At 65.7% G+C, this 11,867-nt stretch carries 11 protein-coding genes and 1 tRNA gene; 7 read left to right on the plus strand and 5 right to left on the minus strand.

Going from position 1 to position 11,867, the window contains the following annotated elements; translation table 11 throughout:
* Positions 1 to 13 precede the first annotated feature (13 nt).
* The 3 genes from JY451_06665 to msrB are packed head-to-tail and all read left to right on the plus strand — an operon-like array spanning position 14 to position 2,770.
* Positions 14 to 994, plus strand: coding sequence for an ATP-binding cassette domain-containing protein (locus tag JY451_06665; GenBank protein ID QZH76222.1), 981 nt, complete (start codon positions 14 to 16; stop codon positions 992 to 994).
* Positions 991 to 2,259 carry an ABC transporter permease gene (locus JY451_06670; GenBank protein QZH76223.1) on the plus strand — a complete coding sequence of 423 codons (1,269 nt, stop codon included), beginning with the start codon at positions 991 to 993 and terminating at the stop codon, positions 2,257 to 2,259. Before JY451_06665 ends, JY451_06670 begins: the two co-directional genes overlap by 4 nt.
* A 10-nt stretch (positions 2,260 to 2,269) precedes the next feature.
* Positions 2,270 to 2,770, plus strand: coding sequence for a peptide-methionine (R)-S-oxide reductase MsrB (gene msrB / locus JY451_06675; GenBank protein QZH76224.1), 501 nt, complete (start codon positions 2,270 to 2,272; stop codon positions 2,768 to 2,770).
* Here the strand turns inward: msrB and JY451_06680 are convergent.
* The 5 genes from JY451_06680 to JY451_06700 form a co-directional block, all read right to left on the minus strand.
* Positions 2,767 to 4,524 (minus strand): hypothetical protein, encoded by a 1,758-nt coding sequence (locus tag JY451_06680; protein QZH76225.1) that lies wholly within the window; start codon positions 4,522 to 4,524, stop codon positions 2,767 to 2,769. The genes msrB and JY451_06680 overlap by 4 nt on opposite strands.
* Positions 4,525 to 4,534: 10 nt before the next feature.
* Positions 4,535 to 4,936, minus strand: coding sequence for a GtrA family protein (locus JY451_06685; protein QZH76226.1), 402 nt, complete (start codon positions 4,934 to 4,936; stop codon positions 4,535 to 4,537).
* Position 4,937: 1 nt separating this feature from the next.
* The gene (locus tag JY451_06690; protein QZH76227.1) at positions 4,938 to 6,527 is read right to left on the minus strand and encodes an NAD(P)/FAD-dependent oxidoreductase; all 1,590 of its coding nucleotides are present in this window, start codon (positions 6,525 to 6,527) and stop codon (positions 4,938 to 4,940) included.
* Positions 6,528 to 6,606: 79 nt separating this feature from the next.
* Positions 6,607 to 7,233 (minus strand): PilZ domain-containing protein, encoded by a 627-nt coding sequence (locus JY451_06695; GenBank protein ID QZH76228.1) that lies wholly within the window; start codon positions 7,231 to 7,233, stop codon positions 6,607 to 6,609.
* Positions 7,234 to 7,354: 121 nt separating this feature from the next.
* Positions 7,355 to 7,440, minus strand: a tRNA-Leu gene (locus tag JY451_06700).
* 90 nt (positions 7,441 to 7,530) lie between these two features.
* Here JY451_06700 and JY451_06705 point away from each other — a divergent pair.
* From JY451_06705 to JY451_06720, 4 genes are read left to right on the plus strand one after another with little or no spacing between them, the layout of a single operon-like run.
* Complete coding sequence (locus JY451_06705) at positions 7,531 to 9,180, plus strand: GMC family oxidoreductase N-terminal domain-containing protein (protein ID QZH76229.1); 1,650 nt, start codon at positions 7,531 to 7,533, stop codon at positions 9,178 to 9,180.
* A 10-nt stretch (positions 9,181 to 9,190) separates the two neighbouring features.
* Positions 9,191 to 10,093, plus strand: coding sequence for an MBL fold metallo-hydrolase (locus JY451_06710; GenBank protein ID QZH76230.1), 903 nt, complete (start codon positions 9,191 to 9,193; stop codon positions 10,091 to 10,093).
* A 43-nt stretch (positions 10,094 to 10,136) separates the two neighbouring features.
* Positions 10,137 to 10,961: an N-acyl homoserine lactonase family protein gene (locus tag JY451_06715; protein ID QZH76231.1), complete on the plus strand. Its 825-nt coding sequence runs from the start codon at positions 10,137 to 10,139 to the stop codon at positions 10,959 to 10,961.
* Complete coding sequence (locus JY451_06720) at positions 10,958 to 11,854, plus strand: NAD(P)-dependent oxidoreductase (protein ID QZH76232.1); 897 nt, start codon at positions 10,958 to 10,960, stop codon at positions 11,852 to 11,854. Before JY451_06715 ends, JY451_06720 begins: the two co-directional genes overlap by 4 nt.
* Positions 11,855 to 11,867 lie beyond the last annotated feature (13 nt).

Below are 11,867 nucleotides of genomic sequence, written 5' to 3' on the forward strand. Positions count from 1 at the left end.
TAGCCGCTAAGGCATGGATATGGCGACAGGTGAATTTTCGTCCGCCGAGGCGGCGACACGCCCCTTGGCGATCGAGGCGCGCGGGCTGGTCAAGCGGTTCGACAAGACGCTGGCAGTGGACGGGGTGGATATTTCCATTCCCGAGGGCGCGATTTACGGCATCCTTGGCCCCAATGGCGCGGGTAAGACCACCACGTTGCGGATGCTGCTGGGGATTATCGAACCCGACGCGGGCTATCGCCGGGTCTTGGGCGCAGACGATCCGCAGGATGTCGCGCGGCGGATCGGCTACCTGCCGGAGGAACGCGGGCTCTATCCGTCGATGAAATGCTATGAAGCGATTGCCTTCATGGGCGCCCTGCGCGGCTTGCCGCTGCCCGAAGGGCGCAAGCGGGCGAAGGAGCTGCTGGAGAATCACGGGCTGGGCCATGCGATCGACAAGCAGATCCGCCAGCTCAGCAAGGGAATGGCGCAGACCGTGCAATTGCTCGGCACGCTGGTGCACGATCCGAAACTGGTGGTGTTCGATGAGCCGTTCAGCGGCCTTGATGCGATCAACCAGGGCAAGCTGGAAGTGCTGATCCGCGGGCTGGCCGAGCGCGGGACGACGGTGATCTTCTCTACCCATGTCATCGCCCATGCCGAACGGCTGTGCGAAGGCATTGCCATCATCGCCGGGGGCAAGGTGCCCTTCGCCGGGCTGGTGGACGAAGCGCGTGACCGCATTCCGGCGCAAGTGCGGCTGGAAACCCGCAATGCCGACGGGCCGTGGCGCGCGGCGCTGCCCGCTTCTGCGCGGCGCGAAGGGGCGTTCTGGTACTTCCCGCTGCCCGAAAGCGGAGTTGAACCGCTGCTCAAGGCACTGATCGAAGGCGAGGCGGGGATTCTCTCGCTCAGCATTGAACGCGCGGGGCTGCACGATGCCTTCGTCGCCATCGCCGGCGAAGCGGCCGCGCGTGACATGCTGGCGCAAAGCAATGGAGAACCGGCATGAGCAATGCAGCCATCGAAAGCGGCGGGCGGCTGTCGCTGTGGCGCGCGGCCTGGGTGATCGCCCGGCGCGATTTCACCGCGATCCTGTTCAGCCGCGCGTTCATCTTCTTCCTGCTCGGCCCGCTGTTTCCGGTGGTGGTGATGGTGCTGGCGGGCGGTGTGGGGGCGCAGGTCGAAAGCGAAGCGGCAGCCGCCGATGTCGGCATTGCCATGCAGGCGGATGATGTCGACGCGATGCTGGCGGCGCGCGAGGAACTGGCGCAGCAAATGCCCGGAGCCTTCCCGCCGCTGGTCGAAGTCGCGCGGCTGCAACCGGGCGAGGATTATGACGCGCGCGGGGTGTTGGAGGATGGCGAGGGCAGCTTGGCCGCTATGGTCACTGGCTCCCTTAGTGCGCCCGTCCTCACGGCTACCGAAGGGCGCATCCAGCGCTGGCAGGGCACCATGGGGATGATCGCCGCCCGCGCCGCAGATGGCCGCGCGCTCGCCTATCCGCCGGTCGAAACGCAAGTGGTGGTCACGAGCGGCGCGGCGGAGAATTCCGGCCGCTTGCGCACCGCGCAGGGCGGGCAAGTGCTGCTGTTCCTCCTGATCATGCTACTCGCCAGCATGGTGCTGTCCAATCTGGTCGAGGAAAAGGGCAACAAGATCATCGAAGTGCTGGCTGCGGCGATCCCGATGGACGCGGTTTTCCTCGGCAAACTGTTCGCCATGCTTGGCATTTCGGTGGTCGGCATCGCGGTGTGGGGCAGCACGGCGGCGGCGATCCTCACGGCGGGCGGGCAATCGCTGTCCGACTATGCCAATCCCGGCGTTGGCTGGCCGATGTTCTTCGTGCTGTTCTCGCTCTACTTCGGGATGGGCTACTTGCTACTCGGCTCGATCTTCCTCGCGGTGGGCTCGCTCGCCACCACGGTGCGCGAAGTGCAGACGCTCTCGATGCCTGCCACGATGTTCCAGATCCTGGTGTTCTTTTTCGCCAGCCTCGCGGTAACCGACCGCGGGGGTGTGATCGAATATACCGCCATGGCATTCCCGCTCAGCTCGCCCTTCGCCATGGTGGCGCGGGCAGCGGCGGAAGAAGGGCTGTGGCCGCACCTGCTGGCGCTGGGCTGGCAGGCGCTTTGGGTGGCGATTTTCGTTCGCGGCGGGGCATCCCTGTTCCGCAGGCGGGTGATGAAAAGCGGCCCGCGCGGTGCGAAACGCAGCGGTCTTTCGGCGGGGTTGGCGGGAATGTTCAGCAAGGGTAAGTCTGCCGCTGGATAGGATTTGTCGCATGACTGGATTTTCGCTCAACCGCCGCTCCGCGCTTGCCCTGCTGGGCGGGGGGGGTTCGATCCCGGTGCTGGCCGCCTGCGGTGGCAGCGAAGCCCAGGCGCAGCAGAATTTCCGGGTGTCCTATTCGGAGGCCGAATGGCGGCGGCGGCTGACCCCGCAGCAATTCCGCATCCTGCGCGAAGCGGGGACGGAGCGGGCTTTCACTTCGCCGCTTGACCGGGAAAGCCGCCGCGGAGTGTTCCACTGCGCGGGCTGCAACAACCGGCTGTTTTCCAGCGCGCACAAGTTCGACAGCGGCACCGGCTGGCCGAGCTTCTGGCAGCCGATCGATAGCGGCGCGGTGGGCTATTCGACCGATCGCCTGCTCGGTTATCCGCGCACCGAAGAGCATTGTGCCGATTGCGGCGGTCATCTGGGGCATCGTTTCAACGATGGCCCGGAGCCGACCGGGCACCGCCATTGCATCAACGGCGTGGCGATGACTTTCCGTCCCGCTTAGCGGACCCGGTAAAGGCGCAGTGCGCCGTCTTCGTAACCGCGAACGGGCTGGAGCCATACGGGCACTTCGCCCCCGGCCAGCACATTGGCCAAATTGTCCGGCGCGGCAGTGCGATAGAGCGCGAAGTCGCTCGCCGAAAGGCAGGCCAGCACGTAGTCGGCCCGGTAGCTCGAGATAATCTCGCGAGCCTGCTCTACCGAACCGGTAAAGCCCGTGATGACATCGGCCATCGGGCGCTGGTTGCGGTGATAACTCGCGGCGACAATGCTGTGATCGGTGAGGCCGAGAATGCGCGGCCCCGCATCCATGGTCGTGAACACCAGCCCCGGTTCCAGCCCCGAATCATTTACGGCAAGGCGGCTGTAATCGCAGGAACCTTCGACAATCGGCGCAGCGGCCCCGCGCGCCATTGTCGCCGAGGGCAGCAACGGATCGAGTGGCTTGGTCAGCGCGCTGGCGACCATCGGTGTTGCCAGCACCACGCAGGCGAGCGTGGCGGCAATGCGCGGCACGGCTCTCGTCAGCGCGCGTGCCTGCGGTAGCAGTAGCGCCAGCAGCACCGCGGCGAAGGGAATCGCGAGCAATTGCGCCAGCACCGCCTCGCGCATCAGCAGCAGCGAATAGGCCCAAGCCGCCAGCGCATAAAGCAAGAGCAGCAGCCAGCGCACCCCCATGCCATCGGTAAAGCCGCCACCGCGCCCCGCCAGCCAGTAGCCGCCGACAATCGGCACCAGCGCCCAGATCAGCATAGCGGCAACCGAGAGCGGCTGGTTCCAGAACGGCAGGCCTTCGGTGATATAACCGTGCCACCAGGTCGCCAGCACCGGATCGAGCGCGGCCATCGGATTGGCAGCGCAGGGGCCGAGCACGGCCAGCGCCACCGGCAGGCTTGCGAGCGCGATCAGGCCCAGCCCCGCCAGTCGTCCCGCCACGCTGTGCTGATAGGGCAGGAACGGCACCATCCCCGCCACCAGCGTGGCCACGGCAAAGGCGGCGATGTGGCCGGGGAGCAGAATATCGCAAAAGCTCCCCAGCAGCTCGGCATTGGGCCGTGTAGCGAGCGAGAGCAATGTGGCGCAGAGCGTCAGCGAGAGCAGGAACCACGGCAGCAAGCGCCGCTCCTCACCCAGATAGCGCAGGCCGTAGAGACCCGCGAGCACCGCCACCATCGGCAGCCCCTCAAGCGAGATCACCACCCATGTGGCAGCAAAAAACCCCGCGCCCGCTGCTCCCCATCGGCTATCCGACAGCAGGAGCGCCGCGCAGGCGAGGCCCAGCACCGCCTGCGGGCCGTGATGATCGACAGCGAATGGCGCAAAGGTGCCCGGCAGCAGCGGGAACAGCGGGAGCAGCACCAGCCCGAAAAGGTAGGCCGCGCGGGAGAAGCCCAGTCGCAGCATGATGCTCCGCAGCGCGAACAGCGCCGGGAGCAGCCACAGCAGCGGCACCGTGGCCATGCCCCAGTCCTCGCCCAGCAAGCCAATGGCGAGCGCCAGCGGCAGGTCCACCAGCCGCGACCAGTGCATCGAGAAGCCGTCCGGCGGAGCGATCCGGTATTGAGTGACGTCCCACCAGCTCTGCCCGTCGAGCAGCGCGCGGACTTCGATCAGCCGAGTCCAGTCGTCGGCCGTGGGCGGATACCAGCCGAGCCACGGCTGGATCGCCAGTCGCACAGCGGCATAGGCCGCCCACAGCGCCAGCAGCGCCCATGCCGAGCGCAGGAAGTCGGCCCGGTCAGTCCCCCGTTTGATCATCGGAGGGCGTCTAGCGGAAAACCACGCGGCTGCGCAGCAACCAAGTGGCGAAAAAACTCACAGCGATGGCGGCGAGCTTGGCAAGGCGCGGGTCGATCCCGCCAGCGTCCCCCGCCCAGACGATCCCGGTGGTCAGCGCCAGCCCGACGAGCGCGGAGACGACGAACAGCGCCTTCTGCTTCGTGCGCGCCGGGCCGCGATTGGCTACATTGCCGCAAAATACCGCGCGGCTGCTGAGCAGCCAGTGCGCGACAATCCCCAGCGAGTAGCCCGCAGCCCCGGCGGCGGCGGGCCATACTCCCAACGCAAGCAGCGCCAGGAACGCTCCCATGTCCACCGCCAGCGCGCCGATACTGGCGAGCAGGTAGCGGCTGAACCGCCAGTCGATAAGGCGCAGCATCAGCGCTTGCATGTCAGGCGGCTTTCTTGTCCGCTGCAATCCGCCCCGGCACCTGGCGCACCGAGGCCAGTGCGGCGGCCTGATCCTCGGTCACGGCCCTGCGCGGTTCGGGCAGGGTCTTTTCGGCCCCCTCATCGCCCGCCTCGTGATATTCGGCATCTTCGTTGACGCACCAGGTGTCATAGACCCGCTCGCCCGCCAGAATGTTCTCGACCGTCAGCATCGCGGTCATCATCGCGTGATCCTGGTTGTTGTAGCGGTGCATCCCGTTGCGACCGACGAGGTGCAGCGAGGGGAAGCGCCTTTCCAGTTCGCGGCGCATCGCGGCGACATTGGCGGCGTAGTCCTCGTCATAGACCGGATAGGCTTTTTCCTGCCGCACCACCGCGCCGCCGATAACCTTGTCGGGGCTTACCAGCCCCAGCAAGTCCATTTCGCGGGTCGCCAGCGCAACCAGATCGTCATCGCTCATCGACCACAGCCCGTCGTCTTCAAAACAGAAGTATTCGAGCCCCACGCAGGCAACATTCTCGTCCGGCACCATTTCGGGCGACCAGGAGCGGAAATTCTGCACCCGACCCACCTGCACCTTGGCATCGTGGATATAGATCCAGTTGTCGGGGAACAGGTCCTCGCCCTCAACCATCAGCGCCACGGTGAGGAAATCGCGGTATTTCAGGCGGCTGGCCTCCAGCGTCGTTTCGGGAAGCGGATGCAGCCGCGCGGCGAGCTGGCGCATCGGTGCCGAGCTGATCGCATGGGCAGCGCGGATCACCACCTCGCCATCGGGTCCGCTGGCAGTCATCCGCCAGCCGTCTTGCCCATCAGAGGCGAGTTGTTTCAGCTCGTGCCCCATCAGTACTTGGCCCTTGCCGCTCGCCTCGATCCTGTCGCGCGCCGCGTCCCACATCATGCCCGGGCCGAGGCGCGGATAGCGGAAGGTTTCGAGCAGCGTTTTCGCCTGCGCGCCGCTGCCATCGTTCAGCTTGTTGAGCCCGAGCGAACGCTTCAGTCCGTCGACCACCGCTCCCCAGAGCGACAAGCCCTTGATCCGCTGCGCCGCCCAGTCCGCGCTCATTTCATCACACGGCATCCCCCACACCTTCTCGGTGTAGGTCTTGAAGAAGATCGAATAGAGCTTGTGGCCGAACTGGTTGCTGGTCCAGTCCTCGAAACTGCGGACATCGCGATTGGGAAACACCCGCGCCTTCAGATAGCTCGCCATGCACAGGGTGGAGCGCCAGACGCCGAGATTCCACAGCGCTTCGAAGGCGCGCAACGGGTAGGAGTAGAACTTGCCCTCGTAATAGATGCGGCTCATCCGCGGGCGCTGGATGAAATCGTCGGGCAGGATCTCGTTCCACAGGTCGACCACCGCTGCGCTCTTGGAAAAGAACCGGTGGCCGCCGATGTCGAAGCGGTAGCCCTCGTGCTCCACCGTGCGGCTGATGCCGCCGACATAGGTCGCGTCCTTTTCGATAATGGCGACGCTTTTGCCGGCTTTTGTCAGCAGATAGCCTGCGGTCAGCCCCGCCGGGCCGGCACCGATAATCGCGACATCAACGGCCACTTCGCCCCTATCGGCCTGCGCATCGTCCAGCATGAAAACCCCCGGTTGTTCGTCTTGGCCGGAAGTGAAGGAAAATGGTTATGGGGCGGTTAACGCGGCAGGCACGGGAGCCTCAGCCGCGATCCTGCAAATGCAGCACCACGCGCGCCAGTTCGCCGTATTGAAACGTCTCCTCGAACACGAGGCCGCAGGTCCCCTCACGCCGCCAGCGGACCTTGGCGGGAATGTCGCGCATTCCCTCTGCGAGCAGTTTCACCCGCTGGTCGATGGCGAAGGATGCGGCGCAGGCCACTTTCGCCCCCTGCTGGGAGATATCCTGGATCGTTGCGTAAGTGCTGATACCGTGAGCTTCCACCAGCGCCGGAGCTGCCAGGTTGATCCGTACCGGGCGGCGGGTGAAGGCACTGGGACATGCTATTAACCGGGCAACATCGGCCATGTCGGAAAAGCGGAAGCCAGCACGCTCTGCATCCTGCCAGACAAGCTCGACCTTGTAGCGATCGCCGTTCTGCAGCTCGATTGCCATGCTCTTGGCAGAAGGGATGGGATGGAAGACGCGTGCGGAAATGCCGGTTTCGGAAGCATCGCGAATCACGCAGAGATACTCGCCCTGTCGCGAGACCAGCTTCGCCGCGCGGATCAGCAAGGTATAGCGCGGTGCGGCCCGCAGTTCCGCCAAATCTGCAGGAACGCTGGCCTGTGCCGCCACGAGGGCTTCGGAACCGGCAAGACTTCCCATGACCGTGCTGCATTCTCCATTGCTTCAGTCCGGCAGAAATAGGCCGAACATGATGAGGAAAACCGCGCCTCCGCCTCAGGGTAAGCCCCAGCGCAGCGATAATCGGACGTTTACGATGTCATGGTGCGGGCGGCGGGACTCGAACCCGCACGTCTCAAAGGACAGGGGATTTTAAGTCCCCGGCGTCTACCATTCCGCCACGCCCGCCGCGCTGGCAACGCCTAGCCGCTGTGATGCCCCCTTGCCAATGGCGCATGATGCCCGCACTCTAACGCCCGTTAGGGAGAGCAGGGCGCAATGAGCGCGGGCATATTCGATTTTGTCGTCATTGGCGCGGGCTCTGCCGGGGCTGCCGTGGCCGCGCGGCTGGGGGAAGACGCGGGTAGTTCTGTCTGCGTGCTCGAAGCAGGCGGGCATGACAGCCACCCCTTCATCCATGTCCCCAGCTTCGTCGCCGCCGCGATCGGGCGCAAGGAGAGCAACTGGAACTTCGCCACCGTGCCGCAGCCGGGCATGGCGGGCCGCGCGATACCGGTGCCGCGCGGGCGCGTGATCGGCGGCAGCGGCGCGATCAACGGCATGGTCTATTTTCGCGGCCATCCGACCGATTACGACGACTGGGCCGATATGGGGTGCAAGGGCTGGTCCTACGCCGAAGTGCTGCCCTATTTCACCCGCACCGAGCACAACGAGAATTACCCCGAAAGCGTGTTTCACGGGGCGGGCGGCCCGATCAACGTCAAGCACGTCGAGGGGCCGAATGCGCTCAATTTCGCCTTCATGGATGCGCTCGCCAGCCTGCAATTTCCGCATTGCCCCGATTTCAACGGACCGGACCCGGAAGGCTACGGTCGGCGGCAGGGCTTGATTCGCAACGGGCGGCGCGAGAGTACGGCGACCAACATGCTCAAGCCCGCCGTGGCGCGCGGCAATGTGCATGTGCAGACCCAGGCGCGGGTGGCACGGATCGTGGTGGAGGAGGGGCGCGCCGTGGGCGTGCTGCTCACCGACGGGCGCATGATCCACGCGCGGCGCGAAGTGGTGCTCAGCGCGGGCACGGTGCAGAGTCCGCAGATCCTGATGTTGAGCGGCATCGGCCCGGCGGCGCACCTGCGCGAGCACGGGATCGACGTTGTCCATGATCTCCCCGGTGTCGGCGCAAACTATCACGATCATGTCGCCAGCCCGCTGCATATGGAGACGAGCGATCCCACCAGCTACGGCATCAGCTGGAAGGCGCTGCCGCGCGACATATTCTGGTTCTTCGGCTATCTCGCCACGCGCAAAGGGCCGCTGGCGGGCAATGTGTTTGAAAGCGTGGCCTTCCTGCGCACCGATCCATCGCTGGCGCGGCCCGATGTCCAGTTCGTTTTCCAGCCGGCCAAGCGTCTGACCAATCCGAAAGTGCCGTTCCCGCTGGGCCACGGTTACGCGATCAGCCCGGTGGCGCTCTATCCGCGAAGCCGGGGGACCGTGCGGCTCGCCAGCGCCGACGCGGAAGCGGCGCCACTGATCGATCCGAACCTGCTCGGCGAAGCGGAGGACATCCAGCCGCTGATCCGGGCGCTGAAGATCGCCCGCGCCGCCTTCGCCAGTGCGCCCTTTGCGCGCTACAACGGCACAGAAGTCGCGCCGGGGCCGGAGGTACAGTCCGACGCGGAGCTCGATGCCTACATCCGCGCCACCGGCTATACCGTGCATCACCCGGTCGGCACTTGCCGCATGGGCGATCCGGCGGACAGCGTCACCGTCGTCGATCCGCAGTTGCGACTGAAAGGCATTGCCGGTCTGCGCGTCGCCGATGCCAGTGTGATGCCGAGCGTGATCGGCGGCAATACCAATGCGCCATCAGTGATGATCGGCGAACGCTGCGCCGACTTAATGCTCGGCAAACCGGCCTTGCCCAAAGCGGAACTGCCGCTGGAGAGTGTGGCGCGCTACAAGTGAGGGAGAGACAATGGCGTTAGAGCATATCAAGAGCTGGCAGGTGGGGGACGTGAAAGTCAGCCGGATCGTCGAGATCTGGGATTTCCAGGACGACATCCACATGGCCATGCCCGATGCTACGCCCGAAGAGGTGATCGCGCTCGACTGGCTGCATCCGCACTATGCCACGGCGGCGGGGCAGATGCGGATGAACTTCCAGGGCTTCGTGGTGCAGACGCCCGAACACACGATCGTGGTCGATACCTGCATCGGCGCAGGGCGAGAGCGCGAGTACGCGGTGTTCACCGATCTGCCCGAGGGCTTTATCGAGGACATTGCCAGCCTTGGCATTGCGCGCGAGCAGGTGGACATCGTCTTCTGCTCGCACCTGCATTTCGATCACGTCGGCTGGAACACCTATCGTTGCCCCGAAACCGGCGTGTTCAAGCCGACTTTTCCCAATGCCCGCTACCTGTTCGGCAAGACCGAATATGCCGCCTGGCAGGAAAGCCTGCGCCACGACGGTCACCATGACGACAAGCACCTGGTCGAAAGCGTCGATCCGATTGTGGCGGCGGGGCTGGCAGAGTTCATCGCTTCCGACCACGAGATCGCGCCGGGCGTGCGGGTCGAGGCGAGCCACGGGCACACGCCGGGGCACCACCACGTGGTGATCGAAAGCAAGGGCGAACGCACGGTGATTACCGGCGATCTGATGCACCACCCGATGCAATGCGCAATGCCTTCTCGCCACGCCACCTTCGATATGGACCGGGTCGCAGGCAGCGCCACCCGGCAGGCTTTTGTCGACCAATACAGGGACAGCGGCGCGCTGGTGATCGGGATGCATTTCTTCGAACCGACGGCGGGCCATTTCCTCACGGGCAACGACGGGCAGGTCTGGTTCCGCGGGCTGGGTGTGGCGGATCGGTGACCCGGATCGATTCCACAGAACCTGAAGTGAACTTGAGTTAACCATGGACTCGCGCAGCAATCCTGCCCCGGTGACCCGGATCGATGCCATTCGTTACGCGCGCCATGATCGCCCCGCAGCGGACAATTTTGCAGCGCCAGTGGACGATCATGACCTGCCGATGCCGCTCGATTACTATGTCTGGGCGGTGCACCGCGACGGATTCCCGCCGCTGGTGGTCGATACCGGCTGCGGCGCGGCAGCGGCCGAGGCGCGCGGGCGCGTGGTGACGCGGCCAGTAGAGCAGGGGCTGCGCGATGCGGGGATCGATCCGGCGGCAGTGGAGGATGTGATCCTCACCCACTTGCATTACGACCACGCGGGCGGGCTGGACCTGTTCCCCAAGGCCCGCTTCCACGTGCAGGAAGCCGAACTGGCCTTCGCCACCAGCCGCCATGTCTGCGATCGCACGGTGCGCGCGCCGTTCGATGGCGAGCCGGTGGCTGCGCTGGTGGAGCGGCTCTATGCCGACCGGGTGGTGTTCCATCATGGCGATGCGGAGTTCGCCCGCGGCATTGGCCTGCGCCTCGCCCACGGTCACACGGCGGGATTGCAGGTGGTGACCTGCGAGACCGCGCGCGGCACGGTGGTCCTGGCGAGCGATGCCGCCCACCTCTGGGCCAATATCACGCGGCAGATCGCCTTTCCGATTTTCATCGACCGAGAGGATTACGCCCGCGCGCAGGCCCGCGCACTGGAACTGGCACATGGTTCGCTCGATCACCTGATCCCCGGCCACGATCCACTGGTGCTCGCTTGCTTCCCGTCGGCGAACGACATTGCGAGAGTTGACCTGCCGCCGCACCGGTCGATAGCGGGGACGGTATGACCACAATCGGCTTCCTTGGCCTTGGCCGCATGGGCGCGCCGATGGCGGGCAATCTGCTCGCGGCCGGGCACGACCTGTTCGTGCACGATCTCTCGCCCGACGCCGTTGCCGCACTGGTACAGCAGGGCGCGACCGCGGCGGGATCGGCAGCGGCGCTGGGGCGGCAGTGCGAAGTGGTGTTTACCAGCCTGCCCACCCCCGCTGTCTTGCGCGAAGCGACGCTCGGCCCGGACAGCATTTTCGTGCGCGGCCAGCCAAGGCTCTTCTGCGACCTGTCCACCTCCGGCCCGCAAGCCGCGCAGGAAATTGCCGCTGCGCTCACTCCGCGCGGGGTGGCCTGTTTCGACGCGCCGGTATCGGGCGGAATCAAGGGTGCGGTCGAAGCGACGATCGCGATCATGGTCGGCGGCCCGCATGCCGAATATGAAGCCGTGCTGCGCCCGCTGCTCGAAGCGATCGGGAGGCCGACGCACATGGGCGAAGCGCCCGGTTCCGGGCAGGTGATGAAGCTTGTCAACAACCTGCTCGGCGCGGTGGCCATCGGGGTGACGGCGGAAGGCATGGCCTTCGGGATCAAGGCCGGGCTGGACCCTGAGAAGATGATCGCGGTGCTCAACCAGTCGACCGGGATCAATTCCGCCACCCGCGACAAGTGGCCCAGAAGCGTGCTCCCGCGCACCTTCGACTTCGGCTTCGCCGCCGCGCTGAGCCTGAAGGACACGCGGTTACTTCTCGACGAAGCGGCGGCAGCCGGCGTGCCCCTGCCGATCGGCGAAATCGTTGCGGACTATCTTGAGCGGACTCTGGCGCGTGAGGGGCCGCAGGCGGATTTCACCGCGATTGCCAAGGTGGTGGAGGAGGCGGCGGGGCTGGACCCGGAACGCAGCAACTAAGCCGTTGCTTCAT

This window comes from Erythrobacter sp. (genome assembly GCA_019739335.1).
GTDB lineage: Bacteria > Pseudomonadota > Alphaproteobacteria > Sphingomonadales > Sphingomonadaceae > Alteraurantiacibacter.

Bases quoted from the DNA above. Each gene is read 5' to 3' on its own strand.
- JY451_06665 (QZH76222.1), top strand. From the start codon at position 14: ATGGATATGGCGACAGGTGAATTTTCGTCCGCCGAGGCGGCGACACGC.
- JY451_06670 (QZH76223.1), top strand. From the start codon at position 991: ATGAGCAATGCAGCCATCGAAAGCGGCGGGCGGCTGTCGCTGTGGCGC.
- msrB (QZH76224.1), top strand. From the start codon at position 2,270: ATGACTGGATTTTCGCTCAACCGCCGCTCCGCGCTTGCCCTGCTGGGC.
- JY451_06680 (QZH76225.1), bottom strand. From the start codon at position 4,524: ATGATCAAACGGGGGACTGACCGGGCCGACTTCCTGCGCTCGGCATGG.
- JY451_06685 (QZH76226.1), bottom strand. From the start codon at position 4,936: ATGCAAGCGCTGATGCTGCGCCTTATCGACTGGCGGTTCAGCCGCTAC.
- JY451_06690 (QZH76227.1), bottom strand. From the start codon at position 6,527: ATGCTGGACGATGCGCAGGCCGATAGGGGCGAAGTGGCCGTTGATGTC.
- JY451_06695 (QZH76228.1), bottom strand. From the start codon at position 7,233: ATGGGAAGTCTTGCCGGTTCCGAAGCCCTCGTGGCGGCACAGGCCAGC.
- JY451_06705 (QZH76229.1), top strand. From the start codon at position 7,531: ATGAGCGCGGGCATATTCGATTTTGTCGTCATTGGCGCGGGCTCTGCC.
- JY451_06710 (QZH76230.1), top strand. From the start codon at position 9,191: ATGGCGTTAGAGCATATCAAGAGCTGGCAGGTGGGGGACGTGAAAGTC.
- JY451_06715 (QZH76231.1), top strand. From the start codon at position 10,137: ATGGACTCGCGCAGCAATCCTGCCCCGGTGACCCGGATCGATGCCATT.
- JY451_06720 (QZH76232.1), top strand. From the start codon at position 10,958: ATGACCACAATCGGCTTCCTTGGCCTTGGCCGCATGGGCGCGCCGATG.